We start from the raw sequence: 24,622 nt of genomic DNA, 5'->3' as shown, positions 1-24,622 counted from the left end.
CAACTTTTTATTGTTAGCGGCAAGAGTGGTGTGTCCTGCTCCTGATGCAAGCTACCGGCATGTGTTAATCTGTGCGGGCTTTCAGGGAACGCCGGTCTAATAAAGATGCCTCGCCATATCGCTATTGTGGAAGATGAACCAGATATTGCAGCCAACTATCGTGATGCTTTTCAGCGTTATGGTTATACCGTTAGTCATTATTCAGACAGATCGTCAGCTTTGGCAGGATTTCGCGATGAGTTGCCAGATTTAGCGGTGATTGATGTTGGCCTGGGTGATGAAATAGAAGGTGGCTTTGACCTGTGTCGCGAGCTGCGCAGCCAGGCTCCAGCTTTGCCAATTGTCTTTCTTACCGCCCGGGATGATGAACTGGATGTTATCTCTGGTCTGCGCCTTGGTGCCGATGATTATCTTACCAAAGATATCAGCATTGCCCACATGATGGCCCGGGTGCACGCCCTGCTACGCCGGGTGGACTTGATCAGCCAGCCAAAAGAAAAAGAAGACGTTCTGGAGCGTGGCGAGCTGGTTATTAATCTTGATCGTATGTCTGTCAGTTGGGGTGGGCAGCTTGTTGATCTTACGGTTACGGAATTCTGGATTGTGCATTGTCTTGCCCGTCACCCCGGTCAGGTGCGTAATCGTCAGCAGTTGATGGATGCTGCACAAACGGTGTTAGACAATAATACCGTTACCTCCCATATCAAACGTATTCGCAAAAAGTTTCAGGCTATTGCTCCCGATTTTAATGGCATCGAAACCGCTTATGGCATGGGTTATCGCTGGAGTAGCCGATAGATGCGGTTAAGCCGGCAGCTACTGCTTGTCAGTCTTCTGGTGCTGTTGCTTCCGGCTGCAGGTGTGCGCTGGGTGCAGGAGATGGAACTGACTTTCCGTGAACAGCAGGCTCATGTTTTAAGTGCCTCTCTGCGAGCGGCTGTCGCAAGTCTTTCCCAAAGACAACTGTTGCCAGAACCGGTTGAAGCCAAGGGTGCTGTATATGTTCAGCCAGTGGGTGTTGATCTGGTGATGGATGGTTATTTTGAAGACTGGCAGGCTCAGAATCTAACGAGTCGAGCGTTTGTGGGAGAGAATAATATCAACCCCGCAGTTCAGTTTTCAGCGGCGGCAGACACGGCCAACCTGTATCTGGCATTTAAGGTTACTGAAGATAAAAGTGTTTATTACAACCCTGTGGGTGCTCCTCTCAAAAATGGCGACAGAGTCCAGCTATTTGTTAAAGAAGATAACCGTACAGAGCGTTATACCATTGTTACTGAAGCTCCAGGTCAGGTTGTAGCCAGAACAATAAGGCCCTGGAATGGTATTAATCGTATTGTGCGGGAAAATCGCATTCGTGGAGTCTGGCGGGATATTCCCGGAGGTTATCAGTTAGAACTGATGATGCCGCTTGCAATGGCGGGGGAACAGTTTGGCTTTACCGTCATTTCAGGCGCAACAGAATACTGGGCGGGTTCGGTTGCCCCAGATGAAGAACCCGGTGCGCTGATTCTTCCGGACCGACATCTCAGTCGAGTACTCGATGTATTTCTTGAAGACGATATGCGACTAGGGATTATCGATTCGGCAGGCTGGCAGATTGCCAGTACCAACCGTTCCGGTCTTTCCCATGCAGATAAACAGGAAGAACCTTTCTGGTTAATCAGCTGGCTTTACCGGACTATTTTAAGTTGGAATCAATTGCCGGATTACCAGAACTTCTGGCGAAGTGGCGGCTGGCAAAGCAGTTCATTGTCTTCTGCATTGGATGGGCAACCAGTCACTTTGTGGCAGCGGGAAAACGACCGTTATCGTTTGCTGGCATCCTGGCCGTTAGTGAAAGATGGTAATGTTGTTGGCGCTCTTATTGCGGAGCAGGGCAGTCAGGCGGTTATGTCTCTGGCCAGTCGCTCATTCAACCGTTTGTTTTCTCTCAGCTTTCTGGCAATTATTTTAGTGGCCGCAGGGTTGCTGGGTTATGCATCCTGGCTTTCATTCCGAATACGAAAACTTCATCGGGCAACTGAACAATGTATTGGTCGTGATGGACGACTGCGTACAAGCTTTCCTGCCAGTAAGTCAGCCGATGAGCTGGGAGAATTGTCTCGCAGTATTGCGGCAATGGTGACACGACAGGAAAATCATACCGAGTACCTTCGTTCGCTGGGCAGCAAACTTTCCCATGAGCTACGCACACCTCTGGCTGTGGTGCGTTCTTCTCTGGATAACCTTGCCCATGAGCAGGTGGGTGAACAGGGAAGTGTTTATGTTTCCCGCGCATTAGCGGGAGCAGACAGGCTTGGCGGGTTGTTAAACAGCATCAGTGAAGCAACCCGGCTGGAAAATATTATTGCTGATTCGGCCATTACCAGTGAATGGGAACGGGTTGATTTGCGGCTGATGCTTGAAGATTTGTTTCAGGCTTATTCTGGAGTTTATCCAGATACGCGCTTCAACCTTATAAATAGCTCTGAGGCTTGTGAAATCAGTATTCAGCCTGAGCTTATTGTGCAGGCGATGGATAAACTGGTTTCCAATGCGGTGGATTTCTGCCCGGTTGATGGTGCCGTGACTTTGCGGCTGACAAAGAGTGATCACCAGTGCATTGTATCTGTTGAAAACGATGGGCCATTGTTACCAGAGTCTATGGAAGGACGGTTGTTTGACTCTATGGTATCTATCCGTAAAACCAGAGGTGAGAAGCCACACCTTGGCTTAGGGCTTTATATTGTTCGGCTGGTTATGGAAGCTCACAGTGGAGCCGTTAGGGCTAGGAACAGGAAGGATGGAAAAGGTGTAACCTTTTCCATGATTTTTGAAGGGGAATAAAAAAGAGCCGGCGAACCGGCTCCAGTAACATGGAGTTTATTAGTCAGCAACAGTTACAGGAACTTGGTAAGTACCGTAACCAACCCATCTCTTAGGGTTGTACCAACCGCGCTGTACGGTCTTCATTTCGGTAACCTCGTCTTCACCCTGACCAGAGTCCCTAGAACCCTGACGCTCCAGACCAGTACCTGTCTGCTTGTCCAAAGACATGAAGATAGTCTCGTCTGCAGACATGTCTCTCAAGTGATCAGTACTGTTGCAACGCTGTAAAACAGGTCGCGCTTCTTTAGGTGTTGTAGTCTGCTTCATCAACTCAGCGATTCGCGCCTGAAGGAGCTTATTCTCTGCTTTAAGGTCTTTATTTTCCGCAGTCAGCTTCTTGTTAGCTTCCTTTGCCGTTTCGTGCGCTTGTGCTTCCTCTAGGGCCTGCGTACCCAGCTCCTTGTATTGGTTGCACTGTTCTTCAATGTGTCGGTTAAGCTGACTAACTAGTTCCTGGTGGGAAGCCAGTCCAGCCTTAACCTCTTCAAGCTCCTCAGACTTTTCCTTGGCGTCTTTCACCAAAGTAGCTTCGGTATCGAACTTTGTTGCCTGAGCGTCTAGCTCATTTGCCAGGTTACGCTCTCCTCTTCTTGTCGCATAATTAGAGATTGCCTTGATGGTGCATAAAGCTGCACTGGTACCGGTAGCAATAAGCATTACAACTGGGATTGATACTGGGCAAACGGCTGATGCGAGTACAGCAAGTTGAGGGGCAGCAACAAATGGTGCCACTGCCGTGCCCAGATATTTCACTGCACCCCATAAGCCGGTTTTCCTTTCGGCAAGAGTTCTGTGAGCTGTAGCTTTTTCTCTCAGCTCCGTCGCTCTGTCTTCAAGAAGAGTGAGCCTTTCGTCCAGCTGGTCTGAAGGAAGGTTTCTCACTTGTCTAAAGGTTTCTAGGGATTGGAGGTTGGTACTTTCGCGTTCACTGTTACGCTGAGACCTGCGATATAGAGCTCCGATAACAGGAAATGCTGCAAGAGAAGCAAGACCTACACCGCCCAGAATGTGATGGCCAGCAATGCCAACACCATTTACGGTCGTTAAGTGCCTTGTAATCAGATGAGTAAACTCAGGATAAGATTGCTGAAGTGCAGCACCTGCCATGGTGTTCAGGCTCTTGATTCCGTTAAAAACAGGCGTAACAACAGGCGCCAGGTATGGCTCAACAGCTGTGTGATAGACGGATTTGATTCCCCCCCACGAGGCAACTGCCAAATCCTTGGCAGCGGCAAGTGGCTGGGTGTAGTAGCCTAAGCCTGTGAGACAAGTTTCATTATTCAGTGGTGTAGACATATCAAGACCTCCATGTCTTAAATTGGGTTTACAATTCGACCTAAGTCGTACCACCCCTTTATCCATAAGGGCGGGCGGTTACCAATATTGACTGTGAGGTTGGGGAAAAGTTCGCAGAATCGAAGTGGAAAGGCTGAATTTGCTCTATATGGGAATATCCCAAGGGGTGAAAAGCCTCATTTCCCTATAAAATTGTGCTGTTTTGTTCATTTGCCACTCCAGAGTTCCTTCAGGGGCCGAAAGACAGTGGGCTATATACAGCATTCAGGAGGGAATCCCTTTGTTAGCAATCGAGCGTCGTGAGCATATCCTCAGTTTTCTGCGCCAGCATGAATACGCTAATGTTGAGACTCTGGCTGAAAACCTGACCGTTTCCAGCATGACCATTCGCCGGGATCTTAATAAGCTGGAAGAACAGGGGCTAGTTCGCCGTACCCACGGTGGAGCCACGATCGGTCAGTACATTAATACCCAGCCTCATACCGAAGAGCGCCGTACCCAGAGTCCGGCAGAAAAAGCTTCTATCGCCCGTTACGCAGCCTCTATGGTGCACGATGGTCACTCCATCCTGCTGGATGCCGGCACCACCTGTATGGATATAGCGCGGGAAATTACCGACAAAAATATTCGGGTGATTACTTCTGATCTGGCCCAGGCTCAGTTCCTGTGCCGCTACCAGAATATCGAAGTGTTTATCCCAGGTGGCCGTGTTGATGACTGCACGCAGTCCTGCCTTGGAAGTAAAGCCGATGCGTTTCTGGATAACGTTCATGTGGATATTGCGTTTGTTGGCTGCACGTCCTGGGATCTGCGCCGTGGTGTGACAACGCCAACTGAACGTCGTTGTGCCATGAAGAGCAAGATGATCGAGCGTTCCGACACTTCCATTTTGGTGGCAGACAGTGAGAAGTATGGCCGTTACTCCTTCCACAAAATCTGTGATCTGAAGAAGTTTGACCTGATTATTACCGACGACCGCCTAAGCTCTCCATCTCATGAGGCGTTGAGTGAAGCTGGTATTGATGTGTTCTGCACCACCAAGTAAGCAACACATTTCTCCGGTTGTATGTCTGCTAAGGCAGACATAGTATTGATGATCTAATAATTCAAATAAGGAGCCAGAAACATGAAGATTTATGAGTCCCGTACAGCCCCCAACCCCCGTCGTGTACGCATGTTTCTGGCTGAAAAAGGCATCGCTGATATTGAATATGTTCAGCTGGATCTGGCGGGTGGTGAAAACCTGAAGCCTGAGTATCTGGAGCGAAACCCTTTCAGTAAAGTGCCCTGGTTGGAGTTGGACGACGGCACCTGTATTTCTGAAACGGTAGCCATCTGTCGTTATTTTGAAGAAATGTTCCCGGAGCCTGCTCTTATGGGAGAGACTGCACTGCAAAAAGCCCAGGTTGAAATGTGGCAGCGCCAGTGCGAATTCTACTTTATGAATCAGGTGGGCATGTGTTTCCAGCACACAACCGGCTACTTCAAAGATCGTATGACTCCGGTAAAAGAGTACGGTATTGAAGCGGGCAAGAATGCTGCGAAGTTTATGTCCAAGATTGACGCTCATCTGGCAGATAGCACCTATGTAGCTGGAGAAAGCTTCTCTATCGCGGATATCACCCTTCTTTGCGCGGTTGATTTTGCCCGTGTTGTACATTTAAGAATTACTGATGAGCACCCAAATCTTCGTCGCTGGCATGAGCTTGTCTCTGCCCGGGCGAGTGCTCAGGCATGATTAGCTTATATACATCTCCCACGCCAAATGGTCATAAGGTTTCTGTAACGCTGGAAGAGATGGGTATCTCCTATGAGGTGAAGCCCGTTAACCTGATGTCTGGCGAGCAGAAAAAGCCTGAGTTTCTGGCCATGAACCCTAATGGTCGGATTCCGGTTATTGTTGACCATGATGCTGAAGACTTTGTGGTGTTTGAGTCCGGCGCGATTATGGTTTATCTGGCAGAAAAAACCGGGTTGTTAATGCCAGAAGATGCCAAAGGCCGCAGTCAGGTTATGCAATGGCTGATGTTCCAGATGGGCGGAGTCGGGCCGATGATGGGGCAGGCCAATGTCTTCTATCGCTATTTCCCAGAGAAAATTCAGCCCGCGATTGACCGTTACCAGAATGAAGGCCGACGGTTAATGGAAGTGCTGGATGGTCATCTTAAAGACAATGAGTTTCTGGCTGGGGATTTCAGCATTGCCGATATCGCTAACTGGTGCTGGGCACGAACCTGGAACTGGTCTGGTTTAAATATTGATGGTTTGGATAACCTGAAACGGTGGATAGACCAGATTTATGAACGGCCTGCCTGTGCAAAAGGTATCAAGATTCCTGTACGGCCAGATGCGGCGGCTGTTGTGAAGAGTGGTCAGGAGATGATTGTTAAGTAGCTGTTTATGTCGAGAGGTGATGTTGGGTTACGCCACTTTGTGGCTAACCCAACCTACGACGAATTAGACCGATACTGCTTCTTCTTGTTTTTTCGGCTGTACTGTTTTTGATCTAATAGAAGACACCAGCTGGAAGTCTTCTTCTTTCATCTTTCGCATCTGCCACCAGTACTTAAATGTGTAATCCGGCCAGATGGCAAGGTTTCGACCATTCTCCCCCAAATACCAGCTGTTACAGCCTGAAGTCCATGCGGTACCTTGAGACTTTGCCTGCAACGCATCGGAATGAATTTTCTGTGCTGCCGGTTTCACATTCAAAGCCTTACCGGATTTGCCTTCCATCTTCTCAATACATTGCAGAATCAGGTTGATCTGGGATTCAATCATAAAGATTAACGACGTGTGTCCAATGCCAGTGTTCGGCCCGGCAATCATGTAACAGTTTGGAAAGCCGGAAACAGCCGTACCGTAGTAGTTTTCAAACTGGGTTGTTTGCCAATAACCATTGAGGTCTACACCTCCCAGACCGACAATAGATGTTCCTTCCAGTGGTTCGGTTACGTTGAAACCGGTGCCCCAGATAATTGCATCAACAGGAACTGTTTCTCCACTATTGGTAACAATGTGATCTTTGCCGATTCGCTCAATGCCATCGGTCACAACATCAACATTATCCCGATTAAGAGCTGGATAATAATTGTTGGTTAAAAGAATACGTTTACAGCCAATGCTGTAGTCGGGAGTGACTTTCTTCTGGGTTTCCGGGTCTTTGATACGGCTGCGGATAAAGTGTTTGGCAATTGCTGTGAACAGTTTGCCTTTTCTGGATTCCGGGTGAAGTAGGCCGCTGAGAATCCACTCGTTCATCCAGTAGATAATAAAGCGGTTGATGCGGCGATAGCCCGGCAGATACCGGAACAGAAATTTCTCTACAGGGTGAAACTTTCTATCGGGTTTTGGCAGTATCCAGGGCGGAGTGCGTTGGAACAGTTTCAGGTTACTGACTTGTTTGGCAATTCTTGGCACAAACTGAATAGCACTGGCGCCGGTGCCAATAACTGCGATCTTTTTGTTTGTTAGATCAAAGTCATGATCCCACTGGGCTGAGTGGAACATTGCTCCTTCAAAGGAATCCTTGCCGGGAATATCGGGAATAGCTGGGTTGCTTAGAGGGCCAGGAGCTGCCACAACAAAATTCGCGGTGAAAGTTTTTCCTGAATCTGTTGTGACTTCCCAGAGTGATTTCTCTTCGTTAAAACGGCCTTTACGAACTGTTTCGTCGAACAGAGTCTTGTCGTAGAGGTTGTACTTCTGGGCGCAGTTTTTCAGGTACTGGCCAATCTCTTTCCAGCCGGAGTATTTACGGGACCAGTCCGGGTTAGGCTCGAATGAAAATGAATACAGATGGGACATTACATCACAGGCACAGCCTGGATAAGTGTTGTCCCGCCAGGTTCCGCCAACTTCTTTTGCCCGTTCGAAAATCAAAAAGTCATCAATACCTTTTTGCTTCAGACGCATGGCCATGCCCAGCCCGGAGAAGCCGCTGCCGATTATGATGACTTTGTGATGTGAGCTCATAGCACCGTTGGAAATCTTGTTTGTATAGTGCGGACTACCATACCGGTAGAGTTGCGGACAGACTGTAGCAGGTCTGCCCGCGGGGGTATGAAGCTCTGGTCAATGAATAATTTTATACAGCAGTCTCAACAGGCGAGAACTTGGTTACATCAAACAGGCCATTGGCTGTGAGTTTCAGCTCCGGAATCACCGGCAGGGTCATAAATACCAGTGTCATGATCGGCTGAATTTGCGGATTTATGCCAAATTCGAGAGTTGCCAGAGAAAGTAGCTTTTTCATTTTTTCTGCCACAACAGCAGCAGGCTGATCAGACATCAGCCCCGCCACTGGAAGAGGAAGGTGATCCAGAACTTTGCCACCCCGGCAAATGGTCATTCCTCCGCCCATTGCTTCAATATCCTGAATTGCTGCCAGCATATCCCGGTCATTATCCCCAACCACAACAATATTATGGGAGTCGTGAGCGACTGATGTGGCAATTGCTCCATTGGTCAATCCATAGTTCGCAAGAATACCAAGGCCAATATTTCCGGTGCTGTGATGACGTTCCACAACGGCCAGTTTGTTTAGCCCTGGATTTAGTTTGGGATCAAACAAACCATTCTGGTTGGTGTTTACATCCGCGATAACTGAGCTGGTCAGAACAGAATCTGGAATCACCTGAATCATTCGCGCCTGTTTGGAGGCAACTTCCAGAGCAAGGTCGCTCAGCTCAACCGGAGCAATATGAACGGTATTGGTGACTTTATCGTTTATGTAATCGGGAAATTCGACCAGCAGTTCCTGGTCCTTTGCTATTTCATCCCCTGCAGAGAAAACATGACGGGCATTGAAATTCTGCAGGTTATCAACAATCACAAGGTCTGCATCGTAACCGGGAGCGACAGCACCTTTGCCTTCCAGCCCGTAACATTCTGCTGGGTTCAGGGTTGCAATGGGAACTGCCAGAAGAGGTGAAAGACCAAGTTCAACCGACAGTTTCAGGTTATAGCTGATATGGCCATTATCCAGAATGTCGCCGGGTTCCCGATCATCAGTGCAGAACAGGCAGCGACGGGCATTGGCAGATGTTATGCCATGAACAAGGTTTGGCAGATCTCGGCAGGCTGAGCCCATACGAATCTGAGCGTACATCCCCTGCCGTATACGTGCCTGCATTTCTTCAATAGTGCTGCACTCATGATCGGTTTTAATTCCTGAAAGCGCATAAGCTGCCAGATCCTGACCATGAACACCGGGGCTGTGGCCATCGGCCACTTTGTTATGTTTGTGGGCAAGGTTAATCTTTTCCAGCATCGCTTTTGACGCGCCGATTACGCCAGGGTAATCCATCACTTCCCCAAGCCCGCCAACTCTGGGGTGATCAATTAACTCTGCCAGATCATCAGCAAGTAGTTCGGCACCGGACTTTTCAAAAGGTGTGGCCGGAACACAGGAAGGCAGCATTATGCGCACATCCAGCGGCAGGTTCTCAGAAGCATCCAGCATATAGCGGATGCCATTAAGGCCACAGACATTGGCAATTTCGTGAGGGTCGGCAATTACAGTTGTTGTGCCGTGGGGAAGAACACACCGTGCAAACTGGGAAGGGATAACTGCAGAAGACTCAATATGAACATGGGCATCAATTAAGCCGGGAATAACAATACCGCCACCTGCATCCAGGTGGCGGCCAGCTGTGTAATTTTCTGCTTCTGGGCCAACCGCAATAATCTTTCCATCTCCCAAAGCTACCGGGCCTTCTACCAGCTCAAGGGAGAAAACATCGGCAACACAACAGTTATGGATCAGGGTATCAACTGGAATGCGGGCGGTGGCCATATCAATTTGGCGGTTGAGTGTCTCCCGGGCAGTCATAGCGCTCTCTCACAACTATTGGTAATAGTTGAATTTTTCCTGCCTGAGGTGCGCTATGACATGGCAGGCGGGCAGAAGATTTTTGCCTGAATTTGCAGCAATTTATACAAGGTCTGTGGATGTCATCAGAAAATCATGGAAAGCCTGCAGGGCATCCGTGTGGTATTTCTGTTGGTGGGTGAGCACATAGAAGTGTCGCTTCAGTAGTAAATCTTCAACCACTATTGTTTTAATACTGCCGCTCGCCAGGCTTCGTCCTGCTGCGATAGACGACATGCACGCAATACCAAGTCCGCTGGAAACAGCATGCTTTATAGCTTCTGCACGGTTCAGAACCATGCTGATTGCGGGAGACTTGAGTCGTGTAGCAATCATTTCATCAAAAAGTTCGCGGGTACTTGAACCTGATTCCCTGATCACCCAAGGCTCATCCGACAGTAAATCCAGAGTGACACCAGGCTTTCCTGCGAAGGGATGATTTGGGTGGCAGATAATAACCAACTCATCTATCCGCCACTTGGAAACCCGGACATCAGGATTAAGGCAGGAACCCTCAACAACGGCAATGTCTGTTTCAAAGTTAAGGAGCTGCTCTTCTATATCCCGGCTGTTGCTGATCGTCAGGGAGGCCTGAATACCGGGATGTTCTTCTTTAAACGAAGCAATCAGCCCCGGTAACAGGTTATTTCCTACAGTAGAGCTGGCACTGATTTTTAGTTCACCTTGAGTGTTACTGCTGCCTTCGCTGAACTGAAGCTCTATCTCACGGGCCCGGTCGATAATTTCACTGGCCTTTGGAAGTAGTGCTCGACCTGAGTCATTCAATATAAGCCCCAAGCGGTGATGACGATCAAAAAGCTGACCTAACTGCTTTTCCAGTTCAGAGAGCGCCATGCTGGCCGCAGGCTGAGATATATGAAGGTTTTTGGCAGCTGCTGTTACTTTCCCGGTGCGAGCCACGGCCCGGAATATTTCAAACTGACGTAGGGTTATATGCATACGAATACTGACTTGTATGTTTTAGGTGATTTTAACAGCGATTCCTGCCCATGCCGTGCGTTAAAGCATAAATTTATCGGTAATTACAGGGGTATAAACCAAGTTGATAAGGGGCAGAAGTTTTATCGATTTCTAAAGAGGAAGGGGGATTTATAAAATAACCCTGTTGATAAAAGAACCGCATTCTCGGTTCTTCCGCAGGACTAATACTATGAAAAATGCAGCAGTTGCCCGCTGGGTTGAACTGAAGAAGAATACTCGTCACTTCGAAACTATCATGCAGAGCCGACGTATTATCAATCGTGCCAACGTTCAGGGCGCCAGCAAGTGGGATGATATGTCTTCGTTCTTCCGTGAAGCGGATAAGTACATTAAATAAACCTGTTCCGGTTTAATTAAGTCGGCTGTTTAAATCTAAGTATCCTTCTTGAATTAAATCTCATCATCGTCAAAGAGCTTATAACTACGCTTTCTTATGCTTGGATATACTCTTGAAGTAGAACTGTAAGATTTAATACGAACAGAGAACTTATATTTATTGTCTTCATCTACAGCGGAGACTGTTTCTTTCAAGTGGGAGTAATTATTAGAGGTCACTCCAAACACGAATCCCAGCCCTAGTCCAAATCCAATAGACACAGCTGCGGATGAAGAAACTGTTCCGCCAACAGTGTTGGGAGCGACATGTAATCCCACGAAGGCCAGGAAGTCGCTGGAAAATCTGCCATGGAGCTGTACGGGGTTCAGCTTTTCCAGAGTGAACGGCTTTTCATTGTGACCGCCATGAAATCCAGCTCTATATGCTCCGCCTAAGCCTGTTGTTAGCTCTCCATAAGGGCGCACCTCTGCCCAGTCGTGGCCAAGACTACTTTTACAACCTATGAAGTCGACTCCCTGATTGGTGCCAACAACACCATAGGGGGCAAGCCCAAAACCATGGTGAAACCCAAGGTTGGAACAGGAGTAAGTAGGTTTAACAAAGCCAGCCAGAACCTTCTTGGTTCCTTTGGATGCTTGCAGATTCTCTATCCATGACAGGTACAGGCTTTTCTTTACTCTTGGTGAATCACTTAGAGAATCTTTCATAGCAGTACATTGCTGATGGAAGCTTCTGACCTGCCCCTCTATACCCTCTTCCTCATCGTTTACCGCTGTCTGAAGCATTGAGGCCAGCGACTGAAGATCCTGCTCAGAACCCCGACGGTTTTGAACAACCTCAATTGTGCAATCAATTAACTCATCCACAGGGCTTTTTGAAGCAGACCATGCGGTTTGGCAAAAAGCTGAGATAAGAGTGGCACTGATCAGTAATGACTTGTTCATTTCAGGATTTGGCCGAGAAAAGTGAGGTTTTAAAAGTAGATCACCTGCATTGTGCTGCCGCTATTTTCCCGCAGTATTCTGTGGCTTTTTGTTACGGGATTTATCCTGCGTTGCGATTGCCGGAGAGTAGCTATACTCCAGCGTTTTCATTCTCGGGCATTCTATGAATATTGCGATGGCGGGCTCTTTTGGCTGCGGTAAAACAACCTTGTCTCAGGGGCTGTTTCGCCACATCTCAGGAAATGCTGAGTATGTTGAAGAACCTTACCGTTGGATTATTCCTGTTCTTGGATTTGAAAATCCCCGGAAAATTATTGAGGGGACAAAGGACCCGCTTGGAGCAGCAACGGCTATGGTTGGCTCTGCCCTTGGATCACAATTCTTCACTAAAAACAGTGCCGGTTGTCATAAGCACCTTCGGATTATTGATAGTAGTCCGATTCCTTTGGTTTCTTATTACTATTACTGGGTTGAGCGGTTATCACGTGAACAGAATTGTGAACTTGAAGCTCAGGACTATATCTTCCGGTTAGCGAAGTACCTTTGTTCCAGTATTGATCTTTTCATTTATCTACCCTGTGGAATGATTCCTCTTGTGGGGGACGACATGCGCAGTGAAGACCCGGTTTTTCAAAAGGATATAGACCGCTGGAACCGAAAACTGCTGGCCGATATGGAAGTACCCAGCGAGAAAGTCTGGTTTTGTGATACGCCTGATCTACAAGAGCGTATAGAGCAGGCCACTGCTCGTATTCAGCAGCTATAAATATGAATATTGCTTTAACCGGCTCGGCAGGTTCTGGGAAAACAACTCTCGCCAGAGCATTAGTCAAAGAGTTAACCGGCAATGTTGAATATATAGAAGAACCTTATCGGTGGATGATCCCGGCTATCGGTTATAAAAATCCCCGCGATGTTATTGAAGATTCAGATGATCTCTGTGCTGCTACAACAGCGCTGGTTGCTTCTGCTCTTGGTTCGCAGTTTATGATCAGAGACAGCTCTGGTTCTCAGGGTCTCACTCGAATCATTGATGGCAGTGCCATTACCCTTTCTACTTATTATTTCTGGTGGATGGAGAAACAGGGCGTTAAACCTCTTGAATGGATGTTCAGAATAGTGAAACACCTGAGCAGTTATATTGATCTCTTTATTTTCCTGCCTAGCGGCGCAATTCCTCTTGTTGCTGATGATATGCGCCACGATGACCCGGAAACTCAAAAAGAGATTCATCAATGGAATCTTCGGCTGTTGAAAGAAACAGCGGTGCCGGACGAAAAGATCTGGTTTTGTAATACTCCAGACCTGCAGGAACGCATTCAGCAAGCAAGGACACGCATCCAAAAGCTCTAACCTGTAGTTTTCCTCTAAAGCCTTAGAGGAAATAAACCGTGCTCAACGGGCGACTTAACCTTGCCCTTATTCTGAGGGTATTTAAAAAAAGCATCAGCATCACCTGGCTGATCGTACTGGCAGAAAATGCCATGCTGGCGTTAATCCCTTTGTTTATGGGGCAGGCTATAGATGGCCTGTTGGCCAGTAATTACAACCCACTTATTCATCTTGGGCTGGTTCTTGTTGTGCTTACCCTGACCATGGTTCTTCGTCGTGTTTACGACACGCGGGCTTATGGTCGCATTCGAGTGTATTTAGGGCAGGAGGTGGATCAGCGACATAAGTCTGAGTCAGTTTCCACCCGTAATGCCCGCCTGGATATGGCTCGGGAACTTGTGGATTTTCTGGAAGAGGATGTCCCTGGTCTTCTCACTGCAATTGTTCAGATTGTTGTTGCTCTGATTATTCTCAACACTTTTGATTTCAACTTATCTGGTTCAGCCATTGCACTTGGTATTGGCATTATCGCTATTTACGGCTGTTTCCATAGCCGCTTCTATCGCCTGAATAGTGATCTGAACAGTCAGGTCGAATGTCAGGTGAATATTCTTGAGAAAGGGGAAAGGAAAGGGTTAGTTCGTCACCTGCAACAGCTTAATCTTCATGAGATACGGTTGTCAGATACTGATGCTGTTGTTTATGGCCTGATCTTCCTGCTTTGCTCTGGTTTTATCGTATTTAACCTCTGGTTATGCGCAACTCTTCCGGATATGACCGCCGGCAGAATCTTTTCCGTGATCAGCTACTCCTGGGAGTATGTGGAGGCTATATACATGCTTCCCGTGACCCTGCAAAGCCTGACACGCCTTCACGAAATTACTTCCCGACTGAACAGTTACCAGGATTTAACGGTAACCACGCCAGCCACTAAGCAAGGTTAGAGCAGATAAGGTAAATGGTTATGAGTAAAACTATGTCTGGCAAAAGCCTTCTCTGGCTCGGCTGTGCAGTTGCCCTTTTGCTTGCAGTAATTTTCTGGCTGCTCACTGCAGAAGGTGGCAGTGATGGTAAGGAAAAACATAAGAAACTATCTCTGCTACCTGTAACAGTTATTCAGGTTTCTCCACAACAAAAGCAGTTGAGTGTTGAAGCAACGGGTATTACAGAAGCTTACTGGTCAACATCGGTTACGGCTGCGGTAGAAGGCCGGGTAGTGAAGCTGCCTGAGAATTTGGAGCCAGGAGTGTTGGTAGATAAGAATCAGCTTTTGGTGCAACTGCAAACTGTTGATTACCAGGCTGCCGTGGATTCTGCTGCCAGTCAGTTGTCGTCTGCAAAACTCAACCTTGCCCGGGAAAAACATGAGCAGACTGTTGCTCTGAATACCACAGCAGCACGCCTGCAAACACCTTATGCCCGCCATGAACCGCAGGTTGCGGCTGCAGAGCTGGCAGAAAAAGCAACGGAATCATCATTGGTTAATGCTAAACAGCGCCTTGCAGATACAGCCATTGAATCTCCTTTCCCAGCCATCATTCTTTCCCGCAAAGTAACTCCCGGCCAGTGGGTTCAGGCCGGGGAAGAAGTCTTTCAGGTTGCTTCCAGTGAATCCGTTGATGTGCGGGTAGAGCTCTCCAATGAACTCTGGCAAAGGTTGGGTGAAGTGAAAGCGGGCATTAAGGCTGATGTCGTCACGCTAACAGGTGTGAATTGGCCAGCCACTATTCGTTATCTCAGCCCAGTAAGGGACCAGAAAACCCGCCAGCGCAGCCTGGTTCTGAAAGTGGATATGCCTTACAGCGGTTCTAAGCAGCTCTTACCGGATCAACAGATCACTGCACGTTTTACCGGCCAAACCCTGACCTCTGTATTGGAGCTTCCTGCATCGGTGCTGACTGAAGATGGCCAGATATGGCTCGTTGATCAGAAAGACCTTCTGAAAAAGGTTTCTGTAGAGCAGCTCTACGAAGATGCAGATACTGTCTGGGTCAGGCTGCCTGAATCAACGGATCAGAGTGTGCAGGTAGCCCTTTATCCCCTGAGTTCAATGCTGGAAGGGCAGAAGGTTGAGCCTCAGCAGGAGAAGAAGGCTGAGGAGGACGTACTGTGAAGTGGCTGACAGGGTGGTTCCTCGATAACCCGGTTGCTGCAAACCTGTTGATGGCTTTAATCCTGATCAGCGGTGTTTTGTCTTTAGGGACTTTGCGGGTAGAAAGTTTTCCGCAGATGCCGCCTACAGAGTTACAGATTAATGTGTCTTACCCGGGCGGAACAGCAAAGCAGATTGATGAGAGTATTACCCAGCGAGTTGAAGATGCTATCAGCTCAGTGCCTGGTATAAGCCGGATCAGCAGTAGTTCTGTTCGAGGCTCATCAACGGTAACTGTACGCAAAAGTACGGACACAAGTCTCGACCGCTTGATGGAGGATGTACGAAACCAAGTAAACAGTATTGTGGGCTTCCCGGATAAAGCTGAGAAACCACAGATTTACCGTAATGAATTTACTAATCTGGCGTCGTTTGTATTGGTGTCGGGAGATGTTTCTCCTGAAACACTACAACAGACTGCGGTGCGGGTTGAGCAGGCATTAAAACGGCACAAGTCCATCTCACAGGTCACAAACTATGGTAAGCGCCAACAGCAGCTCATTATCCAACCGCTACCGGAGAAGCTTCAGCAATACGGTATAGGTGTTTCCCAGCTATCTGATCTGATTCACAACTGGTCTCTTGAGTATCGCAGCGGATTGTTGAAAACCGCCCAGGGATACCTTGTTCTGCGTGGAGATGGTTATGCCGATAACCTGATTAAGCTTCGCAACCTTCCTGTTATCAATACAGCCAATGGCAGTATTACTCTGGATGATATTGCCGATGTGCGCCGTGGTTACTCTGATGATGATTCTATCGTCCGTTATCAGGGCGAGCCTGCTATTGCACTGATGGTTTCAACCAGCAAGAAAGATAATCTGTTTGATATCAGTGAAGCGGTGAATGAAGTTCTGGAAGAAATTCAACCACTGATGCCAGCGGCAGTCACACTGGATGTAATGGCGGATATGACGCCATACATTGAAGATCAGCTGAACCTGCTCGGCACCAATGCCTGGCAGGGGTTGTTAATTGTCCTGATCATTCTTGGCCTGTTTCTGGAAGTGAAACTGGCCTTCTGGGTGGCTTTGGGTATTCCTGTGTCTCTGGCAGGCGCTTTATCCCTGATGGGTATTCAGGGACTGAACTACAGTATCAACGATATCACGCTGTTCGGCATGATTCTGGTACTTGGCATACTGGTAGATGACGCCGTTGTGGTGGGCGAGAGTATTCATGAATCCCGTAGTCGCATTAAGGATCCAAAAGCCGCAGCTTTGGATGGAGTGAACAAGGTTGCTGTTGCCACCACTTATGGTGTGCTGACGACAATTGCCGCTTTTTCTCCCATGTTATGGATCGAAAATGAGCTGGCCCGGATGCTGGCGGGGTTCTCCGCTGTAGTGATTCTGGCGCTTATTTTCTCTTTGATAGAAAGTAAATTTATTCTGCCTTCTCACCTCTGTTTTGAACGCAAAGAAGCCAGAGATAACCCTGCCAGTCGTTTGGTTGCTAAAGCACGCAGTTATTGTCTGAAAGGATTGGATGGCTTCTCTGAAAAGGTTTACCAGCCAGTACTCAGAGCATCGCTACATAATCGCCTTACAGTGCTGATTCTATTTATTGCTCTGGTGACTTTGTCTTATGGATTAATGTTTACCGGAACAATCCGCAGCGCTTTCTTTCCGGAAATCCCGGGCCGTTATATGACTGTGAAAGTCACCATGGATCAGGATGCGCCCTTTGCTCTGACCAGCCGCAATGCGGATCAGCTGGAAAATGCACTGAATATCATTAATACCAGACTTCAGAAAAAATATGGTCTGGAAGACAGACCTGTCAGTCGGCAATTGGTGGAAGTAGAAAGCCCGGAAGAACTTGAAATCACCGCAGAATTAACCTCGGAGGCATTGAAGAAAATTCCGGGTGGAGAGTTATTAAAAACCTGGAAGGCTGAGGCTGGAGAGCTAGAAGGTAGTTACGCGACAAGATTTACAGCTTCTGAATCTATCGGTGGTGGAACTGCTATTGCGATCACTGCACCAGACAGAAAGCTTGCCCGCATGGTTGCCGCTGACCTTAAGTCTGCACTGAAAGAAGTAAAAGGTGTCAATGATACCTTTGATGATGGTCAGGGAGGGCAACGGCAACTGCGGTTGGCTCTTAACGACCGTGGTCGTCAGTTAGGGCTGACGCGTCGACAGCTTGCCGTTCTGATTGGTGGTGCTTACGGAAACCTTGAAGTTTATCGAATACTGGATAAAGGCGAGGAAACACGGGTACTGATTCGCTTTGGTACAAACCTGCGACGCACTCTGGATCAGCTGAAAGAAACCAAGATTCACCTTGAAGACAACAGTTATGTGTCTCTTGGAGATGTGGCGGAAATCAGTTTTACCCGTGAGCCGGAAGCCATCTACCGTCGTAACCGGGATGAAGTTGTTACCGTGTATTGGCGACAGGATCGTCGTATCAGTTCACCAGAAGATACCTGGGAGCAGCTTTCTGAGACAACAGTTCCTGAGCTGGAGCAACGTTATCCCGGAGTAAAAATCCGCGCAGTCGGGGAGTTTGAAGAGATAACCGAGGTGCAGGGTGGCTTTAAGAAGGCGATGATCCTGACACTGATAATGATTTATGTGCTGATGGCAGTTCCTCTTAAATCCTATTGGCAGCCGCTGATTATTATGTCGGTTATTCCCTTCGGCTTTGCCGGCGCGATATTTGGACATGGTTTGATGGGCTTACCCGTGAGCTTATTGTCCATGTTTGGAATGATGGCAATGACTGGTGTGGTTATTAATGACTCGCTGGTGTTGATGACCCGTTTTAATCAACTCTACGAAGAAGGTGTACCGGTAAAAGAGGCTCTGGTGGAAGCTGGCCGTAGTCGTATGCGGGCAATTTTCCTGACCACTGTTACAACGGTTTGTGGTCTTCTGCCATTGCTGAGTGAAACATCGGAACAGGCGCAATATCTGAAGCCTGCGGCTGTTTCACTGGTGTTTGGCGAACTCTTTGCCACGCCAATTACTCTTATACTTATCCCGGTGCTCTTGGCGTTTGGCAGATATCGTGTACATTCGGTACAGCCTTCCACACTTGGAGCCTGAGCTATGGATACGCCAGCACCTGTCAGTTTGATTCCGGAAGAACATCTGGTTTCTGATCTTGCGCCTATCTGGCAGAAAAGAATGGAGCGTGCTGTCGATTACCTGCGGGAAACTCTTTCCCAGACTCCGCCGCCTTCCTGGGATGAAGTGGCAGAAAAGTGTGCTGTTTCTTCGTTCCACTTTCACAGAATGTTCCGGGTGGTTTTTAATGAAACACCCGGACAATATGTACGCAGACTGAGGCTACAGACGGCAGTCGACTTTTTGTTGGAAGTGCCAGATATGTCTGTCACAGATATTGCTCTTTCCTGTGGCTTTTCCTCGTCACAATCTCTTGCCAAAGCTCTGCGCAGAGACACTGGCATGACGGCTAAAGACATTCGTGCAGCAAAGAAAAGCGATTTCCGGGAACTGGAAAAACTGCTGATTAAGCTGGGCCATCCAGAGGCAGATAAAAACAGCTGTATGGAGACCCAGATAGCGGCAAAGATAGATTTCCGGGTAGAGATGTGTTCCTGCCTGCATGTAAAAAGTGATGGCCGAAAACTATTCTGGACCGACTTTATCTCTAAAAATTACCGACAGATGATGGACAACCCTAACCGGCCACTGTGTATCGTCACTCATGTTGATGATTTTGATAAATCTTACGACTCTCAAACTGCTGTTGTTGGTTATGTCACAGATCAGCCTATGCCAAGCTCTTATGTTGTCTCAGCCGGAAAGTTCTTGTGCTGTGATGTCAAAATAGCCAGCGACACAGCTTATATTGCCGCTTGGGATGCCATGTATAACCATTTGTTGAAGGAAGGGTATGAACCTGATCCGGAAGGGTTTGGTGTAGAGATTATCCATAATCCCGGTGCTTATATTTCCGAAAAGGAAGCCATATATCTCACCATTCGGGTGAAACTGGCAGATAGCAAAACGGCCTCATAAAGAGACCGTTTTCGTAAGTTCAGTAATTTTATTAAAAGACTATGCGTGCATAGTTTTGGAAATAGGTGTTTCCGCTTCTGGAGCGGTATTTCCCGCCAAACGGAACAGCTTCAATAGGCGTCCTGTGGTTGTTCCCTGAATCAGCAGGGTTACCAGAATCATAAACAGTACCATCTGGATAATCATGTCACGGCCAGGCATGCCTTCAGGCAGGGCCATCATCAGGGCGATAGGTACCGCACCACGCAGGCCGCCCCAGAACATTACAGTTTGCATGCCCTTACCAATAGGAGCAGACAGCTTAAGCAGGTTGCTCACTGGCACCAGGCCGAAAATAATCACAGCGCGAACAGCAATCACAACCAGTGCAGTAATACCCAGAGCTGGCAGTATGCTGTGCAGCTTATCGCCATTCCAGAACATGTGGTTCTGGGTCATACCCATCATGATGAAGATAAAGCTGTTGGCTACAAAAGCTGCGTATTCAAAGAAAATATTAATGTTTTCCCAGCGGCGGCTTTCCATAACCCGGTGACGGTTCAGACTCATGATGATACCTGCAGTCAGCACTGCCATAACACCGGAAAGATGCAGGAAGTGATCCGCCACAATAAAGGTAATGTAAGCCAGAACAATCATCTGGGAGCGCTGAACAAAACGGTCGTTACGGGCGAAGCGCAGCAGAGCAACCATCAGAATGCCCATCAGGCCACCGAAGATAACACCGCCAAAGAAAGACAGGCAGAATTGCAGTAATGCAGCCCAGATATCTGCGCCGGCCAGCTCGCCAACAGAGTTTCCAAGGCCAAGAAGCACGCTGAACATAACGATTGCAGTTGCATCGTTGAACAGGCTTTCACCATCCATCAACAGAGTCAGGCGCTTGTTGGCTTTCAGTTCTTTAAACAGGGCGATAACCGCAACAGGGTCGGTTGCAGAAATCAATGCGCCGAAGATCAGGGCTGCACCGAGTGGCAGAATGTTCAGCTGATAGAGTGCACCGGCAATCAGCAGGCAGGAAACAAGTACACCAAACACTGCAAGCAACATAATTGGCCCAAGGTTCTTCATCAGTTCACGGGCGTCAATATTGATTGATGCTTCAAAAATCAATGTTGGCAGAATCACATACATAATCAGCGCAGGGCTGAGCTGTACCTGTTTCAGAGGTTCCATAAACGGAAATGCCTGACTGGCAAAACCCAGGATCATGCCCAGAACCAGAAGGCCTACGGTGTAAGGAACCCGCATAAAACGGAAAAGAGTGGCACTGAAAGTACCGATAAAGAGCATGCCGAAGATGATCAGCAATGGCTCAATCAACACTTCATCGGGCATAGTGGTTTACCTCGCATTCTTTTTCTTCTGAATCCGGTAAACTGCCGGGTGCAGAAGAAACTTCATGTATTACTGATGAAAGGTTTCAGAGTCCTTTCATACTGATTTGAAGAGAGCATATGACCGGATCAGGGCTGGAAGAACTCAGGGTGTTTGTCACCGTTGTGCGAGAGCAAGGATTTGCTGCTGCAGGTCGGTACCTAAATCTCCCACCTTCGACTGTTAGTCGGAAGGTGACTCAGCTGGAAGAACAGCTGAACTGTCGTTTACTAGAGCGTTCAACAAGACGACTGCGTTTAACTGATATTGGCAGGGCATACTTTCATCAGTGCGCTGTTGCTCTGGATACTATTGATGATGCTTCAAGAGAGTTGAAGCACAACACCAGTCATCCACGAGGCTTATTGCGCGTTACTGCGCCGGTTAACCTGGCCAGCTGCTATTTGTCTCCCTGCATCGCCCGCTTTATGGAAAACTGGCCTGATGTTCGGGTGGACCTAGAGTTAACCAATGACTATCCGTCATTTCTTGATCAGGGTATTGATGTGGCGGTTGTCGGTGGAGAACTGCCAGCCTCTGATCTTGTTGCCCAGCCTCTGGGCGTTTTGCAGTATGCTCTTTTTGCCAGTTCTGATTATTTACAGAAACATGGTGTTCCCCAGCATCCGGATGAACTTTCCAAACATTCCCTGATTACCTGCTGGCCTTTAACAGACTGGTGTCTGAATGGGCATGGAGAACAAATAATTCTCCACCCGCGGGCACAGCTTAACGTCAGCGATATCTCCAGTGCTCACAGGGTGGCCTATGAAGGGCTGGGAATCGTTAATCTTCCGGTGTCTTATGTCGCCATGAAGAAAGAACGTGGTCAGGAACTGGTACCTGTTTTGTCCGAATGGCTCGGAGAGCAGCGAAAAGTCAGTCTTGTTTACCGAACCCGGGATTTACTTCCACGTAGAGTTCGGCTTTTTATCGACTCAGTACGAAAGCAGATGGCTTCTTTGCTGATCCAGTCTTAGGAGTTCATAAACAAGAACTCTCAGGACGAAAGAATTATAAAAGTATCCTCTGGTCATCAGAAGATGGGCTTTTTTCAATAGCGCGATGGGATTATTCCAAAATTGTGAGTAATACCATCGCAGCAAATCATGCTTTCACTTTCCCTTCGATTTGAAACTACAAAGCTTGTTAGAAATATTGCCCTAATCTTTTTATTAAGAGTGCACGGGATATGGGAGCGTCCAATTGCATAACAGGGAAATAATACTGATTGGTCCTATCGGTGCTGGTAAAAGTACTGTTGGAGAGCTGTTAGCCAAGAAGCTCGGTCTTCCCCAGTGTTCTATGGATGACCACCGGTGGGCTTACTACAACGAGATTGGGTACAACGAAGAAACGGCGGAAAGAATAAATGAAGCCGAAGGTTTTGCTGGCGTGTACAGGTATTGGAAAAAGTTTGAGATTCACGCTCTTGAGCGGTTTTTAGAAGAACATAAAAACAAGGTAATAGATTTTGGCGCTGGTCATTCCGTTTATGAAAATGGCCAATATCTGGAGCGAGCCAGAGTCGCTCTGGAACCTTTTAGTAATGTGGTTCTATTACTGCCATCGCCTGATTTAGAGATGGCCGTGAATATTTTGAATGAGAGAAACGAGTTTGAGCCAGACGACGATATCGCCAGCATCAATCAACACTTTGTTATGCATAAGTCTAATTTTGAATTGTCAAAGCATGTTGTCTACACAGAAGGGGACACCCCAGGAGACACAGCGAAGAAAATTCTATGTCTCATATAAATAGTTGGGTTAACTGGTTACAGACACTCTGATGGGTCATGCCCATGACGCCCTTCTATAAACAAATATTCTCTCAACAGCGCTGGAGCTGGAACGGAACAGCCTTTTTCCTGAGCTGTATGAACGTTGTTTATTACCCCTTCATGAAATATTTCCCAAACACTTGGAAGATGAGGAACGCCAAGTCTTTTGGTGCATGAATAGAGCCCAGGATTCTGCTCCTGCAATCCAGGCATTGGGCTACAAGTCATCAGGCCTGGAGGAAGTGCCTCTCTCATTTCTTTTGCGAAATCCTCAACAGAGGATTCGTTATCTGCAAACTCAATAATGCAGGGTTCGCTGGAAAAGAAACGATTACCTGGGTCTCGAATAACGAAGTTCGCTCTCTTGATAGATGGGGTAGCGGTTAAAGCCTGATTTATTCCTGCTATACATTTTCCTATTTGGCGAGCATTAATCTGAATAGAAACACAAACCTTCTTTGTGGGAGATTCGGGATAATGTCCCGCTGCCTCATCACCAGCTGGCCGTTTCCAATGAATCTCCCAATTTAAATGACCAGCCTCTTTGTTTATTCCGCACTTCGACAACTCAGATACCATGTGTTGGCGCAGCTCATCATTATTTGCGGGGGGAGCGGAGTGATTTGCCAAGCAGGCTGGGTTTGAAGTGTAGGACAGTAGCTCATCAAAACATTTAGTTGGGGCTGCTAATTTCTCAGGTGTAAAGGGTTGGTAACCCATGCATTCAGCTGCTGCACTGACTATCTCCGATGATGTTAGACCACAGTGATTCTGTCCGATGAGAATAGCTGCTCCCAATATCTGGGCACGGCTCTTTGGTTGGCATCCTTCCGCCTGAAAGATCTGCTCTGTGTAGTGAATTCCTTTGCCCACCAGACATGATCCGGGTAGGGAGTGCGGACGCACAAAACCTTCAATGTTCTCTTCTAAACAGTTGATAATCGTTTTGGGAAATTCAGGGCCGTAGAGGTAAATAATTGCTGGGGTTGCATGGGTTGTACTCTGGAGTGGGTTGCAGATTTTGGCTTCCCTGATGTAATCCCGAAACTCTTTTCTCGACACCATTTGCGCAAGAGCATCTGCGGTTTGTTCCCAGCATGTTGGGTTGAAATGAAAAATAAGCGTAGCGCCGCTATCACAATGACTTTTGTTCGCATCATCGTTTGGCAGAAAGAAATAGAAACTTGCCCAGCCAGCACATTCGGTAACGCAGTCCCGTACATTGTGCAGTTTTAAGTTTTTTTTATGGCAGATCGTGACCTGACCGGTGTACTTGCCTGCAATACCTGAAAGAATTTCCTGGCTCCGCTGCTCCAATGTTTCCGAAAGGTAATCATCACCGGTGCCAGCTTTGTATATTTTTTTCTCAATCTTTCTCTTTAGAGTTTTGCTTTTGGGCAGGCAAGCCTCTTCCATCACGTCGTGTTGATCAACCAGATAGCCATACCAGACCTGCAGTGATTTGTGCCCTTCCGAGTAGGGCTGCCCATCAGGCGCTTTATCTTTGGCAAAATGTTGCCAGCGGGCAACTTCACTGTTCGTCTGCCTGCAGATTTGAAGAGGATCTGGCGTCATAGCTGGGCTCTTTAAGAAAAGCCGTAAAGCATGAAGAAGTTGTCAGTGAAATCTATAACAGGCCAGTAAGCGGCACTGCCATCAATAC

Annotated in this window: 21 protein-coding genes; 14 read left to right on the top strand and 7 right to left on the bottom strand. The window is 47.7% G+C overall.

What is annotated here, in order from left to right; genetic code table 11:
• The first annotated feature begins 105 nt into the window (after nt 1-105).
• Both pdsR and ACY2RR_RS17320 read left to right on the top strand, forming a co-directional pair.
• Nucleotides 106-798, top strand: coding sequence for a proteobacterial dedicated sortase system response regulator (gene pdsR / locus ACY2RR_RS17325; protein WP_490109431.1), 693 nt, complete (start codon nt 106-108; stop codon nt 796-798).
• Complete coding sequence (locus tag ACY2RR_RS17320; RefSeq protein ID WP_490109430.1) at nt 799-2,829, top strand: ATP-binding protein; 2,031 nt, start codon at nt 799-801, stop codon at nt 2,827-2,829.
• A gap of 39 nt (nt 2,830-2,868) precedes the next feature.
• Here the strand turns inward: ACY2RR_RS17320 and ACY2RR_RS17315 are convergent, their stop codons facing one another.
• Nucleotides 2,869-4,167 (bottom strand): CCDC113/CCDC96 family coiled-coil domain-containing protein, encoded by a 1,299-nt coding sequence (locus ACY2RR_RS17315; RefSeq protein ID WP_490109429.1) that lies wholly within the window; start codon nt 4,165-4,167, stop codon nt 2,869-2,871.
• Between the two features lie 280 nt (nt 4,168-4,447).
• Between ACY2RR_RS17315 and ACY2RR_RS17310 the strand changes: the two genes are divergently transcribed.
• From ACY2RR_RS17310 to ACY2RR_RS17300, 3 genes are all read left to right on the top strand, one after another.
• Complete coding sequence (locus ACY2RR_RS17310) at nt 4,448-5,212, top strand: DeoR/GlpR family DNA-binding transcription regulator (RefSeq protein WP_490109428.1); 765 nt, start codon at nt 4,448-4,450, stop codon at nt 5,210-5,212.
• Between the two features lie 81 nt (nt 5,213-5,293).
• On the top strand, nt 5,294-5,905 hold the full coding sequence (locus tag ACY2RR_RS17305) for a glutathione S-transferase family protein (protein ID WP_490109427.1): 612 nt from the start codon (nt 5,294-5,296) through the stop codon (nt 5,903-5,905).
• Nucleotides 5,902-6,561 (top strand): glutathione S-transferase family protein, encoded by a 660-nt coding sequence (locus tag ACY2RR_RS17300; RefSeq protein ID WP_490109426.1) that lies wholly within the window; start codon nt 5,902-5,904, stop codon nt 6,559-6,561. The genes ACY2RR_RS17305 and ACY2RR_RS17300 overlap by 4 nt, the downstream gene beginning before the upstream one ends.
• A gap of 63 nt (nt 6,562-6,624) precedes the next feature.
• Here ACY2RR_RS17300 and ACY2RR_RS17295 read toward each other — a convergent pair whose 3' ends face one another.
• The 3 genes from ACY2RR_RS17295 to ACY2RR_RS17285 form a co-directional block, all read right to left on the bottom strand.
• A complete protein-coding gene (locus ACY2RR_RS17295; RefSeq protein ID WP_490109425.1) occupies nt 6,625-8,142 on the bottom strand; it encodes a flavin-containing monooxygenase in 1,518 nt (505 codons plus the stop codon).
• A 112-nt stretch (nt 8,143-8,254) separates the two neighbouring features.
• Complete coding sequence (ade, locus tag ACY2RR_RS17290) at nt 8,255-10,000, bottom strand: adenine deaminase (protein WP_490109424.1); 1,746 nt, start codon at nt 9,998-10,000, stop codon at nt 8,255-8,257.
• A gap of 102 nt (nt 10,001-10,102) precedes the next feature.
• Nucleotides 10,103-10,999: a LysR substrate-binding domain-containing protein gene (locus tag ACY2RR_RS17285; protein ID WP_490109423.1), complete on the bottom strand. Its 897-nt coding sequence runs from the start codon at nt 10,997-10,999 to the stop codon at nt 10,103-10,105.
• 211 nt (nt 11,000-11,210) lie between these two features.
• Between ACY2RR_RS17285 and ACY2RR_RS17280 the strand changes: the two genes are divergently transcribed.
• Nucleotides 11,211-11,378 carry a hypothetical protein gene (locus ACY2RR_RS17280; RefSeq protein WP_490109422.1) on the top strand — a complete coding sequence of 56 codons (168 nt, stop codon included), beginning with the start codon at nt 11,211-11,213 and terminating at the stop codon, nt 11,376-11,378.
• A gap of 53 nt (nt 11,379-11,431) precedes the next feature.
• Here the strand turns inward: ACY2RR_RS17280 and ACY2RR_RS17275 are convergent, their stop codons facing one another.
• Nucleotides 11,432-12,322 carry a hypothetical protein gene (locus ACY2RR_RS17275; RefSeq protein WP_490109421.1) on the bottom strand — a complete coding sequence of 297 codons (891 nt, stop codon included), beginning with the start codon at nt 12,320-12,322 and terminating at the stop codon, nt 11,432-11,434.
• A 163-nt stretch (nt 12,323-12,485) separates the two neighbouring features.
• Here ACY2RR_RS17275 and ACY2RR_RS17270 point away from each other — a divergent pair, with 163 nt between their 5' ends.
• The 6 genes from ACY2RR_RS17270 to ACY2RR_RS17245 are packed head-to-tail and all read left to right on the top strand — an operon-like array spanning nt 12,486 to nt 19,801.
• On the top strand, nt 12,486-13,088 hold the full coding sequence (locus ACY2RR_RS17270) for an AAA family ATPase (RefSeq protein ID WP_490109420.1): 603 nt from the start codon (nt 12,486-12,488) through the stop codon (nt 13,086-13,088).
• 2 nt (nt 13,089-13,090) lie between these two features.
• Nucleotides 13,091-13,675 carry an AAA family ATPase gene (locus ACY2RR_RS17265; protein ID WP_490109419.1) on the top strand — a complete coding sequence of 195 codons (585 nt, stop codon included), beginning with the start codon at nt 13,091-13,093 and terminating at the stop codon, nt 13,673-13,675.
• A 38-nt stretch (nt 13,676-13,713) separates the two neighbouring features.
• Nucleotides 13,714-14,598, top strand: coding sequence for an ABC transporter six-transmembrane domain-containing protein (locus ACY2RR_RS17260; protein ID WP_490109418.1), 885 nt, complete (start codon nt 13,714-13,716; stop codon nt 14,596-14,598).
• 20 nt (nt 14,599-14,618) lie between these two features.
• Entirely contained in the window at nt 14,619-15,767 is a 1,149-nt protein-coding gene (locus ACY2RR_RS17255) for an efflux RND transporter periplasmic adaptor subunit (protein ID WP_490109417.1), read from the top strand.
• Nucleotides 15,764-18,862 carry an efflux RND transporter permease subunit gene (locus tag ACY2RR_RS17250; protein ID WP_490109416.1) on the top strand — a complete coding sequence of 1,033 codons (3,099 nt, stop codon included), beginning with the start codon at nt 15,764-15,766 and terminating at the stop codon, nt 18,860-18,862. Before ACY2RR_RS17255 ends, ACY2RR_RS17250 begins: the two co-directional genes overlap by 4 nt.
• 3 nt (nt 18,863-18,865) lie before the next feature.
• The gene (locus tag ACY2RR_RS17245) at nt 18,866-19,801 is read left to right on the top strand and encodes a helix-turn-helix domain-containing protein (RefSeq protein ID WP_490109415.1); all 936 of its coding nucleotides are present in this window, start codon (nt 18,866-18,868) and stop codon (nt 19,799-19,801) included.
• A gap of 39 nt (nt 19,802-19,840) precedes the next feature.
• On the opposite strand, the gene ACY2RR_RS17240 is transcribed toward ACY2RR_RS17245, so the two are convergent.
• Nucleotides 19,841-21,139 carry a cation:proton antiporter gene (locus ACY2RR_RS17240; protein ID WP_490109414.1) on the bottom strand — a complete coding sequence of 433 codons (1,299 nt, stop codon included), beginning with the start codon at nt 21,137-21,139 and terminating at the stop codon, nt 19,841-19,843.
• A gap of 119 nt (nt 21,140-21,258) precedes the next feature.
• On the opposite strand from ACY2RR_RS17240, the gene ACY2RR_RS17235 reads away from it, so the two are divergent.
• Together ACY2RR_RS17235 and ACY2RR_RS17230 are read left to right on the top strand one after the other, a co-directional pair.
• A complete protein-coding gene (locus ACY2RR_RS17235) occupies nt 21,259-22,158 on the top strand; it encodes a LysR family transcriptional regulator (RefSeq protein WP_490109413.1) in 900 nt (299 codons plus the stop codon).
• A 226-nt stretch (nt 22,159-22,384) separates the two neighbouring features.
• Nucleotides 22,385-22,936 (top strand): shikimate kinase, encoded by a 552-nt coding sequence (locus ACY2RR_RS17230; protein ID WP_490109412.1) that lies wholly within the window; start codon nt 22,385-22,387, stop codon nt 22,934-22,936.
• A gap of 17 nt (nt 22,937-22,953) precedes the next feature.
• Here ACY2RR_RS17230 and ACY2RR_RS17225 read toward each other — a convergent pair whose 3' ends face one another.
• Nucleotides 22,954-24,534, bottom strand: a complete 1,581-nt coding sequence (locus ACY2RR_RS17225; protein ID WP_490109411.1) for a hypothetical protein — start codon at nt 24,532-24,534, stop codon at nt 22,954-22,956.
• Between the last annotated feature and the right edge of the window lie 88 nt (nt 24,535-24,622).

Source organism: Parendozoicomonas sp. 2304DJ65-17 (genome assembly GCF_058148445.1).
Note: the sequence above shows the minus strand (reverse complement) of the source record. Positions and strands in the feature narration are given on the sequence as shown.

Bases quoted from the DNA above. Each gene is read 5' to 3' on its own strand.
- pdsR (WP_490109431.1), top strand. From the start codon at position 106: ATGCCTCGCCATATCGCTATTGTGGAAGATGAACCAGATATTGCAGCC.
- ACY2RR_RS17320 (WP_490109430.1), top strand. From the start codon at position 799: ATGCGGTTAAGCCGGCAGCTACTGCTTGTCAGTCTTCTGGTGCTGTTG.
- ACY2RR_RS17315 (WP_490109429.1), bottom strand. From the start codon at position 4,167: ATGTCTACACCACTGAATAATGAAACTTGTCTCACAGGCTTAGGCTAC.
- ACY2RR_RS17305 (WP_490109427.1), top strand. From the start codon at position 5,294: ATGAAGATTTATGAGTCCCGTACAGCCCCCAACCCCCGTCGTGTACGC.
- ACY2RR_RS17300 (WP_490109426.1), top strand. From the start codon at position 5,902: ATGATTAGCTTATATACATCTCCCACGCCAAATGGTCATAAGGTTTCT.
- ACY2RR_RS17295 (WP_490109425.1), bottom strand. From the start codon at position 8,142: ATGAGCTCACATCACAAAGTCATCATAATCGGCAGCGGCTTCTCCGGG.
- ade (WP_490109424.1), bottom strand. From the start codon at position 10,000: ATGACTGCCCGGGAGACACTCAACCGCCAAATTGATATGGCCACCGCC.
- ACY2RR_RS17285 (WP_490109423.1), bottom strand. From the start codon at position 10,999: ATGCATATAACCCTACGTCAGTTTGAAATATTCCGGGCCGTGGCTCGC.
- ACY2RR_RS17280 (WP_490109422.1), top strand. From the start codon at position 11,211: ATGAAAAATGCAGCAGTTGCCCGCTGGGTTGAACTGAAGAAGAATACT.
- ACY2RR_RS17275 (WP_490109421.1), bottom strand. From the start codon at position 12,322: ATGAACAAGTCATTACTGATCAGTGCCACTCTTATCTCAGCTTTTTGC.
- ACY2RR_RS17270 (WP_490109420.1), top strand. From the start codon at position 12,486: ATGAATATTGCGATGGCGGGCTCTTTTGGCTGCGGTAAAACAACCTTG.
- ACY2RR_RS17265 (WP_490109419.1), top strand. From the start codon at position 13,091: ATGAATATTGCTTTAACCGGCTCGGCAGGTTCTGGGAAAACAACTCTC.
- ACY2RR_RS17255 (WP_490109417.1), top strand. From the start codon at position 14,619: ATGAGTAAAACTATGTCTGGCAAAAGCCTTCTCTGGCTCGGCTGTGCA.
- ACY2RR_RS17245 (WP_490109415.1), top strand. From the start codon at position 18,866: ATGGATACGCCAGCACCTGTCAGTTTGATTCCGGAAGAACATCTGGTT.
- ACY2RR_RS17240 (WP_490109414.1), bottom strand. From the start codon at position 21,139: ATGCCCGATGAAGTGTTGATTGAGCCATTGCTGATCATCTTCGGCATG.
- ACY2RR_RS17235 (WP_490109413.1), top strand. From the start codon at position 21,259: ATGACCGGATCAGGGCTGGAAGAACTCAGGGTGTTTGTCACCGTTGTG.
- ACY2RR_RS17225 (WP_490109411.1), bottom strand. From the start codon at position 24,534: ATGACGCCAGATCCTCTTCAAATCTGCAGGCAGACGAACAGTGAAGTT.